A 20,389-nucleotide genomic window follows, 5' to 3' on the forward strand; every position below is an offset into this window, starting at 1 on the left:
GTCAGTCGTCGAGGTTGTCGACTCCCGGCAGCCAGCTGAGGCCGTCGACGCCCCACCCGTTCTTTCGACGAACCTTCACAGCGATCTTCGAGTAGTGGTGTTCGAGCCGGTCCACGTAGAGGGTGCCGTCGAGATGATCGAACTCGTGCTGAAAAATACGCGCCAGCCAGCCATCTGCCCGAATCTCAAACGGCTTCTGGTCAAGGTCGACGGCTTTCAGGATCGCGGACTGTGCCCGCATCAACGGAAAACGCTCACCCGGGAAGGACAGGCACCCCTCGACATCCTCATCTTCATCGGCTTCACCGGCCGGAACCGGGGTGATCCACAATTCCGGATTGATGGCGACGCCACGCCACTGCACATCGTCGTCGTCGAGATAGCCGAACGTGAAGAGCCGCAGCGGCACCCCGACTTGAGGCCCCGCCAATCCGACGCCGGGGGCGGCATCCATCGTCTCGAACATGTCCTGCACCAACGCGCGCAGGTCGTCGTTGAAATCAACGACGGGTTGCGCGGGGGAGTGAAGAACGGGGTCACCTGAAATTACAATCGGTCGAACGGCCATTTCGCAAGAATATCGGTTCTCGGGCGGATAGGGTCGAGGGGTGCACCTCGATTTGACCGATCTCGCCGCGGAACTCCCGATTGACCCCCGACAGGCTATCGGTATCCCGCTCGCCCTGATCGGGGCAGTCTTCCTCTCGCTGGGTGCGCAATTGCAGCACCGTGGCGTCAACAAGGTGGAGGCGAAGACCACGGCTGCCTCGGCGGGTCTCAATCTGCGCCAGCTTGCGCTGTTGCTCGCTCGCCCGTCATGGGTGGTCGGCACACTTATGCTGGGCCTGGCCGTCGTGTTCCAACTCTCCAGCCTGGCGTTCGCGCCGCTGATCGTCGTGCAGCCGCTTGGTGCCGTCGCCCTCGTCATCACCGCAATTCTCAACGCCCGCGTGTCGAAGGTGCGCCTCAACCGGGCGTCAATCATCGCGATCAGCATGTGTGTGGGAGGTGTCGGTCTCTTTGTCACGGTTGCCGCATTCACCGCCGTCGATAAACCGGTCACCACCGAAAACCTCATCACGATCCTGATCATTCTGGCGGTCATGCTGGTGCTCGTCGGTGGGGCGTTCTTCTTTTTGCGCAACAAGTTCAAGGCGATCTTTTACATCATCGGAGCGGGGGTTCTCTACGGGTTCGTGGCGACCCTGGCAAAAGTCATCATCAACCGCATTCAGCACAACAACGTGGACTGGTTGGCGGTCCTGTGCATTATCGGTCTTCTGGCCGCGGCCGGTCTTGGCGGCTACTTCGTGCAGAACGCCTATTCGTCTGGACCGCCCGATCTGGTCATCGCCGGGCTCACCGTTGTCGACCCCCTTGTCGCAGTCGGCATCGGAATCGTCGTGCTGGGGGAGGCTTCCCAAGCGCCGGCCTGGGCTGCCGTTGCCTTTATCATCGCGGGACTCATTGCTATCTGGGGTGTGTTCCTGCTCGCCAAATACCACCCGCAATCCGAGTAAAGCTCGATGAAAGCCAAGTGGAAACGCCGTGTCGGGGGCTCGTGAGGGCGCATCGGTTTAGAATAGGCTGCGAGCGAGGTTGATCGGCGCGGCCATCAGCACTCACAGATCGCCGGATGATCTTCCCGGCTCACCAACGTAGGGACTTCACCTCTTGACTGATTCGACCGATTTGCCGAGCAGCGCGCCTGCGCACGACGCACCGGCGGCGAAGAAGCCGATCCGCATTCTGATTGCAGCCGATACCTTCGCACCTGATGTGAATGGTGCGGCGCGGTTTGCCGAGCGCCTTGCTGCCGGCCTGGTGGCTCGCGGGCACACTGTGCGCGTGCTTGCCCCGGCTGCATCACGCAAGTACGGAACATTCGACGAGACGCACGAGGGTCAGCCGCTCACCGTGTACCGTCTGCCCAGCTGGCGCTGGTACCCGCACGACTGGCTGCGCTATGCGCTTCCGTGGGTCATTCGCAGCACTTCCCGCCGGATTCTCGACGACTTCAAACCGGACGTGGTTCACTTCCAGTCCCACATCAACGTGGGCCGTGGCGTCACGATTGAGGCCGAGAAGCGCGGCATCCGCATCATCGGCACCAACCACTTCATGCCCGAAAACATGCTGGAGTTCACGCTGATCCCCAAGGGACTGCAAGATCGCGTGATCGCAATGGCGTGGAAGGCTGCGCGCCGCACGTTCGGTCGGGCTGAGGCGGTCACGACCCCGACGCAGCGTGCCGCGGAATTCCTCGAGAAGTACACCGGTCTCACCGATGTGCGTGCCATCTCGTGCGGGATCGATGCCGACAACTATTCACCCAACTTTGAGCCGCGCACCGAGAACCGCATTCTCTTCGTCGGACGAGTGACCGGTGAGAAGCAGATCGATGTGCTGCTGAAGGCCGTGGCGCTGCTCCCGGCCGAGCTGGACGCACAGCTCGAGATCGTGGGTGGGGGCGACCAGAAGCGTAACCTCGAGCACCTGGCTGACACCCTCGGCATCCGTGATCGGGTAACGTTCACGGGCTATGTGACGGATGCGCAACTGCGCGCGGCCTACTCCCGGGCGACGGTGTTCGCGATGCCCTCGATCGCGGAACTGCAGAGCATTGCCACCATGGAAGCTATGGCGTCGGCGCTGCCCGTCGTCGCGGCCAATGCAATGGCGCTGCCGCACCTCGTGCACGATGAGGCAAATGGCTATTTGTTCGAACCAGGTAATTCTCGCGATCTGGCCGACAAGCTCCTCACGGTGCTCACGGCGGCGCCCGACGCGCTTAATGCGTTCAAGAATGAGTCGTTGAAACTGATCGAGTCACACGACATCAACCGTACGCTGAACACGTTTGAACACCTGTATCGCGGCGAAGCTGTGCCCGACCAGATCAACAATGGGGCGGCCTCGCACAGCGCCGAGTAATGTGATTCGGGCGCGGACCGGCGTTGTTCGCCGGGCGGCGAATGCCTGTATCGTGGAGAATTGGCGCCAGCGGGTTTTTCACGCATGGACGCCGTCGGAGCGTCGCCGTCTCGTGTGCGGCGCTTTGGGGTGGTAGCTCAGCTGGTTAGAGCAGCGGACTCATAATCCGTCGGTCATGGGTTCAAGTCCCATCCGCCCTACTCTGAAACATAGTCTGACCAGGGTTTCTTGTCTTATTGAAAAGGCAGAGACTTGATGCAGTCACCGTTTATTCACCACAACCGGCCCGCAGCGGTCGCCTGTGCGTATGTTGCTCGACCCAGTTCGACTCATCTGGGCACGCCTCGTGCACCTAGGAGTTATGGACACCGACCGGCTTTCCGGGCTTGGCCTCGAGCCCGTGCTCACCACCAGCGAACTCGCCGAGTAACTCGGCGTGCACGCTCAGGCCATCTACGACCTGCGCACAGACGGGCGCGGTCCGTCTGGTATTCGAGTAGGTCGAGAGATTCGCTACCGGGTTTCTGATGTGGTTCATTGGCTGGATGGCCTTCACGAGCCTGACTTCAGCTTGACGGTCCGCGAGGTTCAGCGCTGATGGCCGGCCGACCCCGTACGCCGGTGAGTACCTTCGGCTCTATCAAGACAGTCGAGATCGCTCCTGGCCGTTTCCGAGCTACCGCGCGCTTCCGGGATTGGGACGGTCAGACTCGGAAGGTTACCGCGACCGACTCAAGCCGCAACGCAGCAGCAAGTTCGCTTAAACAGATTCTGGCCACGCGGGCGCACGGTGGCGACACAATCGACTCGTTGACGGCAGGTTCGCCATTTACGTTGCTCGCTGACGCATGGTTAGAGGACCTGATGCTCGACGTCGACCGTGCCGATAGCACGAAGGAGATCTACGAGCGCGAACTGCGAGGCCTCGTACTACCGACGTTCCAGCACTTCACCGTGCGGGAGGTAACTGTGGGTCGCATAGAACGCTTCTTGAAGGTGCAGCGTGCGCTTTCATACGCGCGCGCGAAGCACTCCCGCACCATCCTCAGCATGGTCCTTGGGTTCGCAGTGCGGCGTGAGATCATCGCTCGCAATCCTGTCAAAGAAACTTCGCGAATGAAGAAGCCGAAACACATCCCTAAAGCACTCACTGCAGAGCAAATCTCTGCGATCCGAACTGCCGCTCGCGACTGGCGCATGGGTGATGGCACGAAAGGTCCGAAGCCTGACGGCCAAGTGCGCGAGCTGATCGAGGTGATGCTGGGAACGGCAACGCGCATCGGCGAGGCCCTGGCGCTTCGCAAGTGCGACGTTGATATGGCTGCTGACCCACCTCGTGTTCACATCAACGGCACCATAATCGTTGGCACGGGAAAGGGCGTCTATCGACAAGAGCATCCGAAGACGCATGAGTCGAATCGTGTCGTGGCAATCCCTGCGTTTGCTGCCGAAGTTATCCGGCATCGCTTGGCCTTGATCGCGGGTGAGGAGCCGGACCACTTGCTGTTCTTCAGCCGGAAAGGTACTCCGCTGGCGCCTTACAACGTCAGGCGAACCTTCCGCGAGATCCTAAAGTTTGGGGGTCTAGAGGATATGGAGATCACGCCGCATGCCTTCCGGAGAACAGGTGCAACGCTGCTCGCAAACGAACTCGGACTCCAGGCTGCGGCTGACATGCTGGGCCACACTTCGACATCGACAACAAAGGAACATTATGCCGAGCCGGATCGCACCGTGAAGTCTGAGCCCGCGATCGTGTTGCAGAGGTTGGCGCCTCCCGCCTGAGGGTAGAAGTCGCGGAGCTGGGTGGTGCACAGTGATCGGCAAGTGGGACTGCCCCGAGTTCAGTTGACTCGAAGGGTTAGTGGTTTCACGCGGCTTTGAGGGCCACGTTTATTGTCTCAAACTCGATTGGCGTGAGCTTGCCGAGTCGTCGTTGGCGGCGTCGACGGTGATAGGTCCTTTCGATCCAGACGACCATCGCCAGGCGCAGTTCTTCCCGGGTAGTCCAGCGTTGCCGATCGAGCACGTTCTTCTGCAGCAGCGCGAAGAAGCTCTCCATCGCGGCATTGTCGCCGCACGCGCCGACGCGGCCCATCGACCCGGTGATGCCGTTGTTCTTCAGCACGCGAACGAAGGCGTTGGAGCGGAATTGGGACCCGCGATCGGAGTGCAAAATCGTGCCGTCGATGGTGCGTTGACTGATCGCGTTGCGGGCCGCGGCGACAGCCAGCGACGCCTTCATCCGGGAGTCGATGGAGTACCCGACAATCTTGTTCGAGTAGACGTCCTTGATCGCGCAGAGGTAGAGCTTGCCCTCGTCGGTGCGGTGCTCGGTGATGTCGGTCAGCCAGAGTTGATTCGGGCGTGTCGCGGTGAAGTCCCGCTCGACGAGGTCGTCGTGCACGGGCGGGCCGGCCTTGCGGGTGAGGCCGCGTTTCTTCGCGAAGACACTCCAGAGCCGCTGCTGGGAGCAGAGCCGCCACACCCGGTTCTCGCCCGCCGTCAGGCCAGCCTGGTGGAGTTCGTCGGCGATGAACCGGTAGCCAAACGCGGGGTCGTCCTGGTGGGCGTCCCAGGCGGCGTTGGTGAGGTGGGCGTCGTCCCAGTCGCGTTGGGAGACGGGGTTGCGTTTCCACTGGTAGAACGCTTGTTTGGAGAAGCCCAACACCCGGCAGGTCACCGTGACGGGAACACCATCGACGGCCATTTCAAGGACCAGCGGGTACATCATTTTGGGTTGACGTCCCGGGAGAGATAGGCGACAGCCCGGCGCATGACCTCGGCTTCTTGTTCGAGGAGCCGGATTCGTTTCTTCGCTTCGCGCAACTCAGCGGATTCTTTCTCGGTCACGCCGGGCTTGACGCCGTCTTCGACGTTGGCCTTCTTCAGCCAGTTCGCCAGGCAGGACTCGGAGATCCCGAAGTCCTTCGCGATCTGGTTCAGCGGGGCTTCGTGCTTCCGGGCGACCGCGACAACATCGCGTCGGAACTCGGGTGGGTAGGACTTGGGCATAAAGACATCTTTCCAGCGAAGACGAATCTCCACAGGTCAGGAGTCAACCAAACCGGGGGCAGTCCCAGTTGTCCTCGACACGGCCTGTTGCGTGCTCGTGTGACGGGGCCGTAACTGAGCACCCGACGTGGAATTCAGGATATGGCGCGCGTTCCGTTCGAGTTCGTACACCGATTTGAGGCTGGTGTCACCGCAGCTCTGAGCGAGCGTGGTGAAGGCTTCCGAAATGGGCGTGACATAGCGGGCGTAGGAGTACGACAGATGGTTTGGAAAGCGCGATACGACTACGTCCGCAACCGACGCTTCTTCAGCTAGGTTATGGTTCATGGCGAATTGGGAGAAGTACCCGGTCCTAGGAGGTCCCCATAAGAATGGTGATCGCATATTTGGATTCTCTACTGGATACGCTCGCGACCTGTGGGCTCGCGGTACGCCGACCGTTTCGACGCTAGAACGGCGGTCAGTGACAAGCGCAATGGCAGGAATCGACGTCGGAGACAAATTGACAATCACCTTTGATGGGGAGCGGTGGAGTGCCTTCAAGGATGGCGTCCTGATCGGCAGGCTGAACTGGGCAGCAGACGCGCTCGAGGTACCCAGTTGGGTCGACGGCAAGCCGTTAGCAATTCGCGACGGTGTGCTCGAAGTCCAGCGGGTGTTCGTTAGTTCAGATCGAAAGGTAGTGAACCTAGGTGGGATTGCGCGCGGCACATGAGCCGCTATGGACGTGGTGAGTGTAAGCGGCACTTACCAAGAGCACTCGATACCCAGCTACCTGGATGCGTAGTTGGTGCCCATACTTCTGCACATCTTTCGCTATGAACCCTGGGCTGGCAGGTTCGAACGCGCCTGTGCATAGAACGCATTCTCAGCGTCGCGTCGAGACGCGATATCGGTGGCGACGAACTGCGCGAAGTCCTCGTCGCGGTCGGTAATTGTTGCATCTTCGACGTCACTCAGCGACAGCTCACCGGGCCAAATTGTCTGGCGCGTGGGCCGGTCGCGGTCGAGGCGTGTTTCTGACGTCGCAACCCAGTCATGGAGGCGTTGGCGCGCATCGGCGAAGTCGCGGTGCCAACCAAATGGCGCGGAGCCGTGCTGGTCGGGGTCGTAGGCGCAGAGCCAATGCAGGTGGAGGGCGGAGAGCTCCCAAAGAAGTTCAGTATGACGGTGCCAAAAAGGGGGGACGATGGAGGCCGGGAGCCCATACGTCATTCTTAGCCAGTTCACCCACCGATTGAGTTCGATCCACTCAATCTCTGCGTCCGCCGCTGTCAGGAGGTTCCAGTTCACTGGGTGTGGAGGCTCAGGAAGGAGCGACCCATCGAGGTCGTCGAAAGAGTCGCCGCCAGAGGCGACATCCTGATCGCGAAACAGCCAGTCACCCGACGACTCCGACATAGTGTGGGATCACCGCCCGAGCGCTGTCGCGCTGGAATTTCGGGCGGGCAGTGATGCCTGTGCGGTAGGGCTATCGAGACCGATAGTTGCTGCCGGGCGATGTGTTCTGTCCACCTCATAGTTTGTTCGGGCGAGGTCATGACCGATCTTCTTGGCGACGAATTCCTCGCGTTCGATGACCTCGCCGTCTCGGTCGACCTGGAACGAGTGAATGTATCCTTCAGCGACAAAACTGTCGCCCTTGGCAAATCGTGTGAGTGCTCGGTCGGCCGTGGCCCGATACGCCACAAGGTCGTGGAAGCTTGGTTCGAGCTCCGTGAAGCCTCCGTTCTCTTCGCGACGGAAATGCGGCTGGCCTACACGTACATAGAATCTGGTGTCGCCGCTCTCTGTGACTGACTGTTGTGGTTCCGAGGCAATGAATCCCGAGAGTGATTGCTGAGTGTGAAGGGGCATGTGCTCTATCTCCTGTGATCGGGCGGAAAATCGTGATCCGCATTCACTAGAAGGTGCGCAGCCCATGCCACGTCGTTCGGTGCATTCTTTTAACGGGTCACGTCCCGTGTAGTGGTGTAAATCTCGGCGTTTGAGCGTTGCTTCGCCAACGTGAAGAGCCACCGTGCGATGGTCAGTGAGAACCGTTCAAAGTTCCTCACAGAAAAGACACAAACACACGATGGCTCTTGACCAGTCTGCCCTGCTTGACCTGCTCGCTCAACTCAAGCTCACCGATGTCACCGACCGGATCCGGTCTGCGACGGAATCGCTCTACCAGGAACTGATCGATGCGGAGGCGACCGCGTTCATCGGCGCCGCGCCATTCGAACGCTCCGACGGGCGCACCACCCACCGCAACGGCACCCGCCCACGCACGTTGACCACCACGGCCGGGGACCTGGATTTGAAGATCCCGAAGCTGCGTGCCGGCACGTTCTTTCCCGCGCTGCTGGAGCGCCGCCGGCGGGTCGACCAGGCGTTGTTCGCGGTGGTGATGGAAGCGTATGTGCACGGGGTGTCCACCCGGAAAGTCGACGATCTCGTCAAGGCGCTTGGCGCGGACTCCGGCATTTCCAAGTCCGAAGTCTCTCGTATTTGCGCCAGCCTCGACGCGGAGGTCGGGCAGTTCCGCGACCGCTCCCTGTCGACTCACGACTTCCCGTATGTGTTCCTCGACGCGACGTACTGCAAAGCCCGGGTGAATCACCGCATTGTGTCCCAAGCGGTCGTCGTCGCGGTCGGTGTCGCCGCCGACGGACGCCGGGAAGTCCTCGGATTCGATGTCGGAGACACCGAGAACGAGCCGTTCTGGACCGGCTTCCTGCGGTCGTTGAAGGCCCGCGGGTTGGACGGCGTGAAGCTGGTCATGTCCGACGCGCACACCGGGCTCAAGAAAGCCATCGGGACCGTTTTCCAAGGCGCCAGCTGGCAGCGCTGCCGGGTGCATTTCATGCGCAACGTGCTCGCCGTCGTGCCCAAGGGCAGCCAGGAAATGGTCGGCTCGATCATTCGCACCATCTTTGCCCAGCCCGACAAGGAACACATCCTGAAGCAGTTCGGCGAGGTCACCACGATGCTGCAGCGTTCACACCCCAAGGTCGCACTGATGCTCGTCGACGCCCAACACGACGTGCTCGCGTTCGCTGACTTTCCGCAGCGTCACTGGCGGCAGATCTGGTCCACCAACCCGTTGGAACGCGTCAACAAGGAGATAAAGCGCCGCACCGACGTCGTCGGCGTGTTCCCGAATCCTGCGGCGCTCCTCCGGCTCGCCGGGGCCGTGCTGGTCGAGCAGCACGACGAGTGGGAAGCCGCCGACCGGCGCTACTTCTCCGAAGCGTCCATGCTCGAACTCACGATCATGAACGCCCGGCCCGAAACCGTCGAGCAGGTGACCGCACTCCCCGAGCTGAAGGCCGCCTAAACTAAAACAACTGACCCGCACGGTGTTGAGAAACTCCACCACTCAGCGGGACGTGACCCTTTTAACGTGAGTCGGAGCTTTTGCTAGGTGCGCTTTTCGGGCATTGGAACGCGCAGTAGCGACTCAATTTCTTCTCGATTTGATCGCAGTTCCTTCGAGTCTGGGCGGTCCGTCCAAGTGCGCAGTCGCGCCACGATAGGAGGTGCGGAGCGGAGCATTATCAGGCCCGTTCCAAATGGGAGGGTGCGGATGGTGTCGGGCGGCATGATCGCGACCCGTCGAATAGACCTCTGTGATGAACGGGAGCCGCGGTCGCCGATCGTCGTCGAGGCTGTTGTCTCGTCGCGTTCGCCGATAAGAGTTGAAAGGTCTTGCAAGTCTCGTGAGTTGGATGCCCCACCCAGGACGATCTTTACGATCGAGGCGTCCCATATAGCGCCGGCCGCGTTGTCGCTCCATTTCGTTCGCGCCTGTGCGAGTGACTGAAGAACCGGCATCGTCGTGATGCCGGTACCGCCGCCTTCTGCCATGAGGTTCGGAAGCGAAGGCAGGGGAGCGAGGTTACCGATCTCATCGAGTGCGAGGAGCAATGGCGGATCGAGTCGTGCACCCGCGCTTCTCGCGGCGAGACGCCGAGCTGTTTCGACGAGATCCTCCACGAAAGCGGAGACGAGGGCGGCGGAGTTGTTCGAACCGGTCCCTGTTGCGAGGAGGTAGAGAGCGCCGTTGCTGAGCAAGAATTGTTCGGGGTCGAAGCCTTCGCCCTCGCTTGGTGACACGGCATCCAGCACCCTTGGGTCAGCCAGCGCGCCAAGTGCGAGGGAGACCCCTTGCCAGATGGAGTCCCGCGTGCGTGGGTCGGACTCGAGCATTGCTTGGAGGGAATCGCCCCAACCGGTTGCTGCGGTGGTGGAACTCATCAGGATCGAGACGGCATCGTGTGCGGCAGCTGGATCTAGGGTCCAGCGAAATAGTTCTGCGGGTGTGCAGCGATCAAGTGCGGCCGCGTGCAGTAAGGACTGGAGAGCAGTGCGGGCTGGGCCGATCGTATCGTTGAGGCTCTTCAGGCTTTCCCCGCTATTAGGTAGGTGACGGCGGATTCGACGGGTGTTAGCGAGGGCTGGTCGAGGCTGAAGCTCCGATCCTCGCCGCTTTGGGCAGCGGAGCGAGGCTGCGGCAAGAGGCCACGGAGTTCATGATGCACGACACTTGATGCGCGCACGTTTATTCACCACTTATTCACTCGAGACCGCTCGAGGCGAGTCGAGGAATCGGAGTAGAATCGGAGCACATCGCACGAGAAACCCCTAGGCAGAGCGAGATCAATCTAGGTGTTGGGTTCGGGACTGGGCCGCGAAAGAGGCCGTGTCGGAATCCGTCGGTCGCGGGTTCAAGCCCCGCCCGCCCTACAAAGAATTGCTGATCAGAGTGATTTCTAAGGCCTACTAGGCGACTAGTTATTCGACTCGTTTTGCTGAAGGTCATGGATTCAAGTGCCTTTTTGTTGCCCCAAAGTCCCACTGATCAGGCATATCCCTGAGACGGTTTTCGGATCATTTGCATTTGACTGCCGAATATTGCACGGCATTTAGCTGGGGCGGGCGCGGGCAGGCTCTTCCTCTCGTGGGGACTTGGTCAGCGCGCATCGCGAGCACTCCCGAAGGTGTTGCATTTTCATCCAACCGTTCGTTGTGCCGCGTGCACCTATTGGCCGTCAGGGGAGTGGTTACGATGATTATTCGTCAAGTGCATATGCGGAGCCTGTAAGCGATATCCACTTGTGCGATATACCCCAGGGGGGTATTGTTCTCATGTGAGCGGATACACCAATAGCACGGACAATGTACTCCGACGCATGAGCCGCGTCGAAGGACAGGTGTGCGGCACTACCAAGATGGTAGAGGCTGAGAATTACTGCAACGATGTGCTGATCCGGGTCTCGGCCGCCACGAAAGCGTTGGAATCGGTCGCTCTGCTCGTGCGCGGTGAGCACTTGAGCCATTGCGTCGCCGAAGCAGCCGCCGAGGGTGGCCCTGTGGCTGAGGAAAAGATTCGTGAGGCCAACGCCGCGATCGCTCGCCTGGTTGGTTCGTGAAGACTATGACTAAGGAGAACATTATGACCGAAAATGAACGTACAGACCTGGGCTTGACGGATGCTGCGGAATGCAGCTGTTGCGCTAGCTCAACCGCATCAACACCGCTTATCGCGACCGAAGGCGCCTTACAGGCGCAGTTTAAGGTTGAGGGTATGACGTGTTCGCACTGCGTTGCGAGTGTCACTGAAGAGCTCAGCGCACTCGATGGTGTGCAGAGCGTCGGCGTTGAGTTGAACGCTGGAGGTTCATCCACCGTGACCGTGTCGAGTACAAGTGCACTCGATCTCGAGCAAGTGCGCGCCGCCATTGGTGAGGCCGGATATTCGCTGGTGGATAGCGCCTCGTAACTCGGCATCCCGTTCTGCATGCCGTCGCATGGCTGTTTCCTCGGCCATGTGCAACTCGAATCATCGAAATAGCAGGGAGGCTCTCATGAGCCAACACGATCACAGCGCCGCTTCTTCTCCCGCAGTTCATGACAAGGCCGCGCCGGAGGGCGTTGAGGTGCCTGACGCGCACGCACACCATGCGATGCAGAATGACGGCGCGACCATGAACCACGGTTCGGAGGACCAACACGAGGGCCACGGCGGTCATGCTGGTAACGGGGATCACGTTGCGCGGTTCCGTAAGCTATTTTGGATCATGCTGGTCATGGCCGTGCCGGTTGTCGGGTTCTCCACCATGTTTGCCATGCTTGTCGGATACTCGTTGCCGGGTGCGGCGTGGACCGGCTGGATCTCGCCTGTCCTGGGCACGGTCATGTATGTCTGGGGCGGTGCACCGTTCCTGACCGGGGCGGTGAGCGAGATTCGCTCGCGCCAGCCCGGCATGATGCTGCTGATTGGGCTCGCGATTACGGTGGCGTTCGTTGCCTCATGGGGTGCGAGCATCGGGCTGTTGGATCACGGCCTGGACTTTTGGTGGGAGCTCGCGCTCCTAATTGTGATCATGCTGCTGGGGCATTGGATCGAGATGCGGTCTCTGGCTCAGACCACCTCTGCGCTGGACTCTTTGGCTGCGTTGCTACCGGATGAGGCAGAACGCGTCGAGGGTGACCAGACCGTGACTGTGTCACCGGCCGAGCTGAGGGTTGGCGACATCATTGTTGTTCGCCCGGGCGGGCGGGTGCCCGCTGATGGGCGTGTCTCGCAGGGTGCGGCGAGCATGGACGAGTCCATGATCACCGGCGAATCCGTTTCGGTGCGCCGCGGAGAAGGCGACCACGTTGTCGCAGGTACCGTTGCAACCGATTCAGGTATCCGTGTCGAGATCACCGCCGTGGGTGACGACACCGCATTGGCGGGCATCCAGAAAATGGTCGCCGAGGCGCAGGCGTCATCATCGCGCGCGCAGCGGCTCGCCGACAAGGCCGCCGGGTGGCTGTTCTGGTTTGCCCTCGGAGCCGGGATCATCACCGCAATCGTGTGGACCCTGATCGGGATGCCGGATGCGGCCGTAGTTCGCACCGTAACGGTGCTCGTCATCGCGTGCCCTCACGCTCTCGGTCTGGCGATCCCGTTGGTGGTCTCGATTTCTACAGAACGTGCCGCGAAGGCAGGCGTGCTGATCAAGGACCGGATGGCGCTCGAGACCATGCGCAAGGTCGACACCGTTTTGTTTGACAAGACCGGCACTCTCACCAAGGGCAACCCGGCCGTTACCGCGATCGAGCCATCGGGCAGCTTCAATGCCGATGAGTTGCTGGCATTGGCCGCGGCCGCCGAGTCGGACTCCGAGCATCCGCTTGCTCGCGCGATAGTCGCTGCAGCTGCCGATCGCAACCTGGATGTGCCGAAATCGACTGATTTCGAGTCCTCGCCAGCGGTTGGGGTGAAGGCGCGCGTCGGTAACCGGGAAGTGCAGGTTGGTGGGCCATACCTGCTCGAGCAAGAGAACGGCACTGAGCTAGAGATCGCTCATCAGTGGCGCGACCAGGGTTCAATCATCCTGCACGTTCTGATCGACGGGGAGGTGGTTGGTGCACTTGCCCTTGCCGATGAGATTCGCACAGAGTCGCATGCAGCGATTGCCGCGCTTCACGATCGTGATGTGCAGGTGGTGATGATTACCGGTGACGCCGAAGCGATCGCCGCGACCGTGGCTGCCGAACTTGGCATCGACAGGTATTTTGCGGGCGTGCGGCCCGAGGACAAGGCGTCGAAGGTGAAGGAGTTGCAGAGCGAGGGTCGTATTGTCGCGATGGTCGGCGATGGTGTCAACGATGCCCCTGCCCTGGCCCAGGCGAACGTGGGCATTGCCATTGGTGCGGGCACGGATGTTGCTATCGCGACTGCCGGTGTCATTCTGGCCAGCGACGATCCCCGTTCGGTGGTGTCGGTCATCGAGCTTTCCCGGGCCTCCTATCGCAAGATGACGCAGAACCTCTGGTGGGCCGCCGGCTACAACCTTATTTCGGTGCCCCTCGCCGCAGGTGTGCTCGCGCCGATCGGATTCATCCTGCCGATGTCGATCGGTGCTGTTCTCATGTCGCTGTCCACGATCGTAGTTGCACTCAACGCTCAACTACTGCGTCGACTCGACCTAAACCCGGAACGCTACACCCAACAGTAAGGCTCTTTCGAGAACTGAGCCGTTTATCAGTCGTAGAGGGCTGCTACAAAGTACGATGACACCGGAAGGAACCATGCCACAGCTCATCGTCGCACGTCGATCTCACGGTGCACCTCGCATACGAGAGAGCTTTGTGCAGCCCGGCGTCAGCAACGCTACCCCTCGGGCCTCTCGGGCCGACTGGGCAGGCACGATGTTGGTGCGGGTTGCCCTTGCGATCGGGATCATTGTCGGCATTTTGGCAATGCACTCTTTTCTCGCGCCAGCCCCGCAGGCGAACGCAACGATGGCCGGTGCGATCTCCGAGGCCAGTGCGCAGCCCGAGGTGAGCGCAGCACTTCACCACGTCGTTGCTGCTTCAGCAGTCGTGACATCCGGTGTTGCCAACTTCGCAAAGGACTGTGCCGGGTGCGCGGGGGATCTGTCGATGGCAACGATGTTGTGCATCCTGGCACTTCTCACCGTTGCACTGATGCTGTTTGCCCCTCGCCTGATGGGACGCTGGCATCGGCAGTTGTGGTCACTCCTTCTCCGACTCTTCTCGGGGCCCGCCCGGTACATTGCAGTCGTGTTGCCACCGCCTTCATTGGATGCTCTGGGTATCAGTCGAACGTGATGGGGTCGCGCCGCCGCAACTGATTGACGGGTTGAACGCCGATTAATTGCTGCACCGCGCACCTTCTTCATCAGCCTTTAGTGCTGAGGGAGCACACCGCCTAGTGGCGAGTGAGCTCCTCCGTCGATTCTCCCCAACTTCACGAAAGAGACCCCATCATGACTATCCGACCCCGCCGACTTCTTCTCCCACTCGCACTCGCTCTGACGATCCCACTCGTGGCTACCGCATGCGCGGCTACCAGCGTGGATTCCGCTGCGGGACCGCCTGTACTTCAGCACATTCACCAGCTGTCCTTTAGCGAACCGGATCAGCTGTTGATTGGTTCTCACGATGGCGTCTACGCCACCGGGATGCAGCCGGGAACAGTCTCCCTTCTCGGAGATGTCTCGTTTGACGCGATGGGTATGACCGCCCAAGGCGAGACGGTGTTTGTCTCCGGCCACCCTGGTGCAGACAACAATGACGCATTCGCGGCCCCGCACATCGGTTTTGTCCGCCACACGCCCGATACCGGTTGGGAAGCCGTGTCCCTGGCGGGATCCACCGACTTCCATATTCTGCAGACCTCTTCCGCGGATCCCAACCTTGTGATCGGGGTGCCCTCAGACAAACCAGTACTGATGCGCAGCACTGATGCCGGAAGCACCTGGATCGAAGCGTCACCGTTGAACGCTCGAGACCTGAGCATCGACAGCCAAGACCCCACTCTGCTCACCGCGACCACCGCAGAGGGTGTCCTCGTCAGCCACGATGCGGGAACAACATTCGAGCTGCTGGCAGGTGCACCGCAATTGGTCCTGATCGCCGCCGACCCCACCCGCACAGGCGGCCTCGTCGGAATCGACCAGCAAGGGGCGCTCTGGGCTGGATCGGCCGAAGCCGACGAGTCGTGGACCACCACGGGCACGGTCACTGGCGCTGCTGCAGCGCTCACCGTCAACAGCACCGGAGTGATTGCCGTCGCCGACGATAGCGGCGTCGCCACCAGCGCCGATGGAGGAAAGTCCTGGACCGTCCTGGTGCCTGCAAGCTGATGAACACCCTCCTGATCGATTGCGACTCCCGCGAAGAATGGAGCTCAGATGTCTGAGAAGGACGGCAAGATTTCACTGACCGGGTCCATCTCGCTGGGCACAGGGGTGATGATCGGCGCAGGAATCTTCGCGCTCGTCGGTCAGGTGGCGGGCTTCGCGGGGGACTGGTTCCCGCTCGCGTTTCTGCTCGGAGCGGTCGTAGCCGGCGTAAGCAGTTACTCATACACCCGCTACTCCAGCGTGAACCCGTCCGTGGGCGGGATCGCAATGCTGTTGAAGGACGCCTACGGATCAGGTGTGGCCGCTGGCTCTTTTACCCTGTTCATGTATGTGTCCATGGTGGTCGCTGAGAGCCTCCTCGCTCGCACATTTGGCACCTACTTGTTGCGTCCCTTTGGCCTGCAAGACTCGGCGATTCTCGTTCCTATCCTTGGTGTACTTGCGATCGTGGCTGCGGCCACCGTGAATCTGCTCGGGAATAGGTTTGTGGAAGGGTCAGCGACCACCACGGCGATTCTGAAGATTGTCGGCATCGCGGTGCTTGCCATTGCCGGGCTGGTTGGAACGAGTGTCGCGGGCGATGGCCTGTTCGCTCACAGTTCCGGAGACTCGCCAAATGTTATGGGCCTTCTGGCTGGCGCGACTCTCTGTGTGCTGGCCTACAAAGGTTTCACGACGATAACCAATCAGGGCGATGACATTCGGGATGCCAAGAAGAACATTGCACGATCGATCATCATCTCGCTCGCGATCTGCACGGTCCTCTACCTCCTGATCACCATTTCTGTTGCCTCCAGCATCGGAGCAACTGGTGCGGTGAAGGCCCGTGACTATGCCCTAGCTGCCGCTGCCGAACCGCTCTTTGGCCAGTGGGGGATATGGATTACGGTCGCGATTGCGGTCGTCGCCACCCTGTCGGGGCTGCTGGCCAGCCTGTATTCGGTCTCGCGTCTCTACGGGATGCTGCAAGAGATGCGCCAGGCGCCGTCACTACCCAAGCGGGTCCCTCAGCAACCGCTCATCATCACCGCAGGGCTCGCGATTCTTGCGACAGCGTTCCTGGATCTGAGTCAGATCGCATCCATGGGAGCATTCTTGTATCTCGCGATGGATATTGCCGTGCAGTGGGGTGTGATCCGGCATCTCCGCACAAAGATCCACGCGAAACTATGGGCGCCGATACTCACGATTCTTCTCGACCTAGCGATTCTCGTCCCCTTCACGATTCTCAAAGTTGAAAGTGATCCGCTCACCGTTGTCATCGCAGCGGCCGTTGCCGCGGCAATCCTTGCCGCTCAGTTCATCGTGGTCCGAACCCGGAGCCGAACTGCCGGCTCGATGACGTAAGGGAGTGCTGACGGATCTTGGAAGCGCGGGCTACGCTACCTCGATGATGCCCATCATCCCGAGGTCTTCGTGGTCCAGGATGTGGCAGTGATACACCGTCGTTCCGGTGAAGCCTTCGAAGGCGATACGCACCCGCACGCTGCTTCGGGCGGGCACGTTGACGACATCCTGCCAGAGCGGGGCATCGTCGGCCGATGGAGTCATGAGTTGCATGGGCCACACGTGTAGGTGGATCGGGTGATCCATCGGGGAAGTGTTAGTCAGGGTCCATTCCTCGATTGCTCCAGCGCGAACGAGGGTGTCCACCCTTTCGGCATCAAATGGTTTGCCGTCGATGGTGAAACTCATCATTCCGCCCCCCATGCCCCTCCCCATTCCCATGGCAAAGGTCAGTTCTCGGCGGCCAGTGACCGTCTCGGTCCGCAGGTCTCGCGGAGCAAGCTGCCTCGGCACCGCTTCCAATGCAGCAGCGTCAGCACTTTCTCCCGCGACAGTGAGGGTGAGGAGGTCCGCACCGTCAGAGCTTGCCGCACCACCGCCCATCATCATCCCCGTGCCACCTCGATCAACCGGAAGAGTGCGCAGGATTGACGTGCCAGCCGCCATGGTAACGAGCAGGTCTGCCCGATTGCCCGGGGGAAGCAATAGCTCTTCGATATCGCGGGGCGTTTCAAAGCGGCCGGAGTCCATACCGAGAAGCTGCAACGTCTGGCCGTCGAGGCGCAGCTTCAGGTATCGGGATGCGCACGCGTTGACAATGCGCCACCGCTCCCGCTCCGAGGGTGCGGCACTCAGCTGTGGGGAGGTTTGACCGTTGATCAGAACCATTGCGCCCTCGCGGCCCATCATCTGATCCATTGGAGACGATTCGGGGATGTGGCCCTCGGCATCGAGGGTGATGTCCGAGATGACGAGAACCCTCTCTCGAGTCACCGGAATCGGGGTCGTGTCTTCCACAACGATGGCTCCGTAAAGACCGCCAAAAACTTGTGCCGCCACCATGCCGTGGTGGTGCGGGTGGTACCAATACACGCCGGGTGGATGATTCTCAGGAAGCCGGTATGCGTAGTCGAAAGAGTCACCGGGCTCGATGGCCACGAACACGTTGTCGCTGTTACCCTCCGGTGATACATGGAGTCCGTGCACGTGCAAGTTAGTGGTAGTGGAGAGTCTGTTCTCCACCGTGACCTGCAGAAGATCCCCGGGCCGCACGAACAGGGTGGGGCCTGGAACGCCTCCGTTGTAAGACAGGACACTCGCGTCTCGGCCGGCGGTACGGGCGGGCCCTTCGGCCGCATTCAATCGCACGGCCAGGACGCCATTGGAGCTGCTAAGAATCTTGGGTTCAGCAAGTGTCGATCCGGTGGGCGCCAATGCGTTGGTTGGGACGGGCCCGGACTGGTAACCAACGAAGAGACCGGTTCCACCGATGAATACCCCGGCAGCACCGATTCCTCCCAGAACAAGAACGTGGCGGCGGCTGATGGGTTGCATCAGCGGCCCTCGTTGAGTGCCGTGAGACGCTCGCGGTATTCTTCGGTCGTCATTTCACCGCGTGCGTAACGCTCGTCAAGGATCTGACGGGGCGTGCTCGTGCCATGTGGGCCGGGACTAATGGGGGTAGATCCGGGCTGCTGGTTCTGCTTAATGCCGCCTCCCGCCACACGGACGATCACGACTACCAGAACAATGAGGCCGGCAACGGCAACCGCCCCAAACAGCCATATCCACCACATGTCGAAAACAGTTCCGTACATCATTTGATGGTTCCCTTCTCGTTCGCGTTGTGCCGCTGAGATCGATCAAGGTGCCCGAACCAAATAGGTGCGCTGCCGCCTCCAGATGACGCATTACCTCGCCTTCAAATATACCCCTCTGGGTATTATGCGGACCGGATGCGAGGCAACTGTCCAGCTTCGCGCCCCAGGTGCGCTAGTACGCTAGGGGGGTATGAAGCTGGCAGCAGCTTCGACAGGTAAGTCTTATGGAGGTGGAATGCGTCTCGCCACGATTCGCAGCGTCTCACTTCCGGGTGCCCGCGCCTTCCAGTCGTCGCTTGTCAGCATCTTCGTCATGGCCGCGGTCATCCTGGGCCTCCTCGCAATGCACACCGCGGGAGCAGACCATTTCGACTCACCCGTAGCAGCCGTCGCGGGTACCCATGAGTCCCCTAGAGCTGCATCCGCTGATGCCAGCGACCTCATAGCGGGGCCACTGGTGGCATCGACAGCGGCGGTCGTCTTGATAGCGGCAAGCTCCGTTATCGACTGTGACGAGAGCTGCGTGCAGGGCGCGCTCAGCTGCATGGTCGTGATCATGTCGTGCGTCATGCTCGTGGTTCGTGCACTGACTGCATCTCTTGCCAAGCGGCCGGCCCTATCCAGGCAGCTTCTCGATGCGGGTGCGCGCCTGAACTTGACAGCCCGGCACGTTTCTTCGCGCTTCGTTAACCCTGACCTCACAGCTCTTTCCATCAGTCGCACCTAGGCCGACATTTCACGTCCGCAGAGTAAGGCCAAGCCTCGCTCGGGACGAAGTGTTCCACGACCTCTATGACGAAGGAAATAGCGATGTTTGACGTACGAAAGAAACTAGTAATCGGTGTAGCGGTAGCCGTCACACTCATACTCAGCGGCTGTGCTGCCGCGACCCCAGCGACGGATAGCGGTAGCAGCAGCGGCTCTAGCTCGGCAGCAGAAGCATCGTTCAACGACGCTGATGTGACCTTTGCGCAGATGATGATCCCACACCACGAACAAGCAGTTGAGATGAGCGATACCCTCCTGTCGAAGGATGGCATCGACGCTCCGATCCGGGAGCTTGCCACTCAGATCAAGGATGCGCAGCAGCCGGAGATTGATCAGCTGAAGCAGTGGCTGGGTGACTGGGGTGCGGCTGAAACCAGTATGCCTGGAATGGACCACGGCGGCGGCATGATGTCCGAGAGCGACATGACGGCTCTCACCGAGGCACCCGATGCAGAAGCCGGTCGGCTTTTTCTCGAGCAGATGATCATTCATCACGAGGGAGCCGTTGTGATGGCTCAATCCGAGATTTCCGACGGCAAGAACGCTGACGCCATCGCTATGGCGGAGACCATCGTGGCGACTCAGTCGGACGAGATCACCGTGATGAAGGACCTTCTCGCGGGCAGCTAGCCCGTCTCAAACCGGGTGCGAGGCAGAAGCCGCCGCGCCCAGGGTGGGAGCCCGTTCCCCCTTATCTGCGGCTCCCACCCACCTTCTTCGAACTGAAGACTTTTGGTGCACCTTTTTGCGTGCCCGCACTCCACTATTCGATAGCTGAGAAAACATGGATGACCACGCCCTCACCCCACCGCCCACGACGCGTCGCGCGCTGCGGGACGCAGAAGCTGCCGCGCGTCGCAGCGCGCCACGGCCCACAACCCGACGCGAGCTGCGAGAAGCAGAAGACCGTTCCTCGAT

The 20,389-nt window shown here is 60.8% G+C and carries 21 protein-coding genes, 1 tRNA gene and 1 pseudogene; 16 read left to right on the forward strand and 7 right to left on the reverse strand.

Translation table 11 applies throughout. The features are described from left to right. Position 1: 1 nt before the first annotated feature. Positions 2–568 (reverse strand): peptide deformylase, encoded by a 567-nt coding sequence (def, locus tag HNR05_RS03415; RefSeq protein WP_179577751.1) that lies wholly within the window; start codon positions 566–568, stop codon positions 2–4. A 40-nt stretch (positions 569–608) separates the two neighbouring features. On the opposite strand from def, the gene HNR05_RS03420 reads away from it, so the two are divergent. The 6 genes from HNR05_RS03420 to HNR05_RS03440 all read left to right on the forward strand — a co-directional run bounded on the left by HNR05_RS03420 (position 609) and on the right by HNR05_RS03440 (position 4,719). Then, positions 609–1,520: a DMT family transporter gene (locus HNR05_RS03420; RefSeq protein ID WP_179577752.1), complete on the forward strand. Its 912-nt coding sequence runs from the start codon at positions 609–611 to the stop codon at positions 1,518–1,520. Between the two features lie 172 nt (positions 1,521–1,692). Further along, entirely contained in the window at positions 1,693–2,934 is a 1,242-nt protein-coding gene (locus HNR05_RS03425) for a glycosyltransferase (protein ID WP_218868995.1), read from the forward strand. A gap of 126 nt (positions 2,935–3,060) precedes the next feature. Then, positions 3,061–3,134: transfer RNA gene (locus HNR05_RS03430), tRNA-Ile, on the forward strand. 107 nt (positions 3,135–3,241) lie between these two features. Continuing rightward, positions 3,242–3,364, forward strand: a complete 123-nt coding sequence (locus HNR05_RS18030) for a hypothetical protein (RefSeq protein ID WP_425485069.1) — start codon at positions 3,242–3,244, stop codon at positions 3,362–3,364. Positions 3,365–3,370: 6 nt separating this feature from the next. Continuing rightward, the gene (locus HNR05_RS18035; protein WP_425485070.1) at positions 3,371–3,532 is read left to right on the forward strand and encodes a helix-turn-helix transcriptional regulator; all 162 of its coding nucleotides are present in this window, start codon (positions 3,371–3,373) and stop codon (positions 3,530–3,532) included. 266 nt (positions 3,533–3,798) lie between these two features. After that, positions 3,799–4,719 carry a tyrosine-type recombinase/integrase gene (locus tag HNR05_RS03440; RefSeq protein WP_179577754.1) on the forward strand — a complete coding sequence of 307 codons (921 nt, stop codon included), beginning with the start codon at positions 3,799–3,801 and terminating at the stop codon, positions 4,717–4,719. 85 nt (positions 4,720–4,804) lie between these two features. Here HNR05_RS03440 and HNR05_RS03445 read toward each other — a convergent pair. After that, positions 4,805–5,949 (reverse strand): IS3 family transposase gene (locus HNR05_RS03445; protein WP_179577755.1). Its coding sequence is split into 2 segments (ribosomal slippage): positions 4,805–5,670 and positions 5,670–5,949, totalling 1,146 coding nucleotides; the frame shifts between segments, so codons are not numbered across the junction. A 475-nt stretch (positions 5,950–6,424) separates the two neighbouring features. Between HNR05_RS03445 and HNR05_RS03450 the strand changes: the two genes are divergently transcribed. After that, entirely contained in the window at positions 6,425–6,664 is a 240-nt protein-coding gene (locus HNR05_RS03450; RefSeq protein ID WP_179577756.1) for a hypothetical protein, read from the forward strand. Positions 6,665–6,765: 101 nt separating this feature from the next. On the opposite strand, the gene HNR05_RS03455 is transcribed toward HNR05_RS03450, so the two are convergent. Together HNR05_RS03455 and HNR05_RS03460 are read right to left on the reverse strand one after the other, a co-directional pair. After that, positions 6,766–7,350 carry a hypothetical protein gene (locus HNR05_RS03455; protein ID WP_179577757.1) on the reverse strand — a complete coding sequence of 195 codons (585 nt, stop codon included), beginning with the start codon at positions 7,348–7,350 and terminating at the stop codon, positions 6,766–6,768. A gap of 9 nt (positions 7,351–7,359) precedes the next feature. After that, positions 7,360–7,968: a single-stranded DNA-binding protein gene (locus HNR05_RS03460; protein ID WP_343062442.1), complete on the reverse strand. Its 609-nt coding sequence runs from the start codon at positions 7,966–7,968 to the stop codon at positions 7,360–7,362. A 58-nt stretch (positions 7,969–8,026) separates the two neighbouring features. Between HNR05_RS03460 and HNR05_RS03465 the strand changes: the two genes are divergently transcribed. Continuing rightward, on the forward strand, positions 8,027–9,271 hold the full coding sequence (locus HNR05_RS03465) for an IS256 family transposase (protein WP_179577758.1): 1,245 nt from the start codon (positions 8,027–8,029) through the stop codon (positions 9,269–9,271). Between the two features lie 83 nt (positions 9,272–9,354). Here HNR05_RS03465 and HNR05_RS03470 read toward each other — a convergent pair. Beyond that, a pseudogene (locus HNR05_RS03470) lies at positions 9,355–10,314 on the reverse strand (type IV secretory system conjugative DNA transfer family protein); the annotation flags it as partial. A 770-nt stretch (positions 10,315–11,084) separates the two neighbouring features. Here HNR05_RS03470 and HNR05_RS03475 point away from each other — a divergent pair. The 6 genes from HNR05_RS03475 to HNR05_RS03500 all read left to right on the forward strand — a co-directional run bounded on the left by HNR05_RS03475 (position 11,085) and on the right by HNR05_RS03500 (position 16,943). Beyond that, positions 11,085–11,366 (forward strand): metal-sensing transcriptional repressor, encoded by a 282-nt coding sequence (locus HNR05_RS03475; RefSeq protein ID WP_179577759.1) that lies wholly within the window; start codon positions 11,085–11,087, stop codon positions 11,364–11,366. A 23-nt stretch (positions 11,367–11,389) separates the two neighbouring features. Beyond that, positions 11,390–11,716: a heavy-metal-associated domain-containing protein gene (locus HNR05_RS03480; RefSeq protein ID WP_179577760.1), complete on the forward strand. Its 327-nt coding sequence runs from the start codon at positions 11,390–11,392 to the stop codon at positions 11,714–11,716. Positions 11,717–11,801: 85 nt separating this feature from the next. Further along, positions 11,802–13,943: a heavy metal translocating P-type ATPase gene (locus HNR05_RS03485; RefSeq protein WP_179577761.1), complete on the forward strand. Its 2,142-nt coding sequence runs from the start codon at positions 11,802–11,804 to the stop codon at positions 13,941–13,943. A 73-nt stretch (positions 13,944–14,016) separates the two neighbouring features. After that, positions 14,017–14,559, forward strand: coding sequence for a DUF6153 family protein (locus tag HNR05_RS03490; protein WP_179577762.1), 543 nt, complete (start codon positions 14,017–14,019; stop codon positions 14,557–14,559). Positions 14,560–14,717: 158 nt separating this feature from the next. Beyond that, positions 14,718–15,596 carry a WD40/YVTN/BNR-like repeat-containing protein gene (locus HNR05_RS03495; protein WP_179577763.1) on the forward strand — a complete coding sequence of 293 codons (879 nt, stop codon included), beginning with the start codon at positions 14,718–14,720 and terminating at the stop codon, positions 15,594–15,596. A gap of 48 nt (positions 15,597–15,644) precedes the next feature. After that, a complete protein-coding gene (locus HNR05_RS03500; protein ID WP_179577764.1) occupies positions 15,645–16,943 on the forward strand; it encodes an APC family permease in 1,299 nt (432 codons plus the stop codon). A gap of 30 nt (positions 16,944–16,973) precedes the next feature. Here the strand turns inward: HNR05_RS03500 and HNR05_RS03505 are convergent, their stop codons facing one another. Both HNR05_RS03505 and HNR05_RS03510 read right to left on the reverse strand, forming a co-directional pair. Next, complete coding sequence (locus tag HNR05_RS03505; protein ID WP_179577765.1) at positions 16,974–18,437, reverse strand: multicopper oxidase family protein; 1,464 nt, start codon at positions 18,435–18,437, stop codon at positions 16,974–16,976. Continuing rightward, complete coding sequence (locus HNR05_RS03510) at positions 18,437–18,703, reverse strand: SHOCT domain-containing protein (RefSeq protein WP_179577766.1); 267 nt, start codon at positions 18,701–18,703, stop codon at positions 18,437–18,439. The genes HNR05_RS03505 and HNR05_RS03510 overlap by 1 nt, the downstream gene beginning before the upstream one ends. Positions 18,704–18,938: 235 nt before the next feature. Here HNR05_RS03510 and HNR05_RS03515 point away from each other — a divergent pair, with 235 nt between their 5' ends. Both HNR05_RS03515 and HNR05_RS03520 read left to right on the forward strand, forming a co-directional pair. Further along, the gene (locus tag HNR05_RS03515; protein WP_218868799.1) at positions 18,939–19,430 is read left to right on the forward strand and encodes a hypothetical protein; all 492 of its coding nucleotides are present in this window, start codon (positions 18,939–18,941) and stop codon (positions 19,428–19,430) included. Between the two features lie 83 nt (positions 19,431–19,513). Further along, a complete protein-coding gene (locus HNR05_RS03520; protein WP_246318344.1) occupies positions 19,514–20,101 on the forward strand; it encodes a DUF305 domain-containing protein in 588 nt (195 codons plus the stop codon). The last annotated feature ends 288 nt before the right edge of the window (positions 20,102–20,389 follow it).

It is taken from the genome of Leifsonia psychrotolerans, assembly GCF_013410665.1.
Taxonomy (GTDB): Bacteria; Actinomycetota; Actinomycetes; order Actinomycetales; family Microbacteriaceae; genus Cryobacterium; species Cryobacterium psychrotolerans_A.

Coding starts and splice junctions, on each gene's coding strand:
- def (WP_179577751.1), bottom strand. CDS start 568: ATGGCCGTTCGACCGATTGTAATTTCAGGTGACCCCGTTCTTCACTCC.
- HNR05_RS18030 (WP_425485069.1), top strand. CDS start 3,242: ATGTTGCTCGACCCAGTTCGACTCATCTGGGCACGCCTCGTGCACCTA.
- HNR05_RS03440 (WP_179577754.1), top strand. CDS start 3,799: ATGCTCGACGTCGACCGTGCCGATAGCACGAAGGAGATCTACGAGCGC.
- HNR05_RS03450 (WP_179577756.1), top strand. CDS start 6,425: ATGGCAGGAATCGACGTCGGAGACAAATTGACAATCACCTTTGATGGG.
- HNR05_RS03455 (WP_179577757.1), bottom strand. CDS start 7,350: ATGTCGGAGTCGTCGGGTGACTGGCTGTTTCGCGATCAGGATGTCGCC.
- HNR05_RS03465 (WP_179577758.1), top strand. CDS start 8,027: ATGGCTCTTGACCAGTCTGCCCTGCTTGACCTGCTCGCTCAACTCAAG.
- HNR05_RS03480 (WP_179577760.1), top strand. CDS start 11,390: ATGACCGAAAATGAACGTACAGACCTGGGCTTGACGGATGCTGCGGAA.
- HNR05_RS03485 (WP_179577761.1), top strand. CDS start 11,802: ATGAGCCAACACGATCACAGCGCCGCTTCTTCTCCCGCAGTTCATGAC.
- HNR05_RS03490 (WP_179577762.1), top strand. CDS start 14,017: ATGCCACAGCTCATCGTCGCACGTCGATCTCACGGTGCACCTCGCATA.
- HNR05_RS03495 (WP_179577763.1), top strand. CDS start 14,718: ATGACTATCCGACCCCGCCGACTTCTTCTCCCACTCGCACTCGCTCTG.
- HNR05_RS03500 (WP_179577764.1), top strand. CDS start 15,645: ATGTCTGAGAAGGACGGCAAGATTTCACTGACCGGGTCCATCTCGCTG.
- HNR05_RS03505 (WP_179577765.1), bottom strand. CDS start 18,437: ATGCAACCCATCAGCCGCCGCCACGTTCTTGTTCTGGGAGGAATCGGT.
- HNR05_RS03510 (WP_179577766.1), bottom strand. CDS start 18,703: ATGATGTACGGAACTGTTTTCGACATGTGGTGGATATGGCTGTTTGGG.
- HNR05_RS03515 (WP_218868799.1), top strand. CDS start 18,939: ATGCGTCTCGCCACGATTCGCAGCGTCTCACTTCCGGGTGCCCGCGCC.
- HNR05_RS03520 (WP_246318344.1), top strand. CDS start 19,514: ATGTTTGACGTACGAAAGAAACTAGTAATCGGTGTAGCGGTAGCCGTC.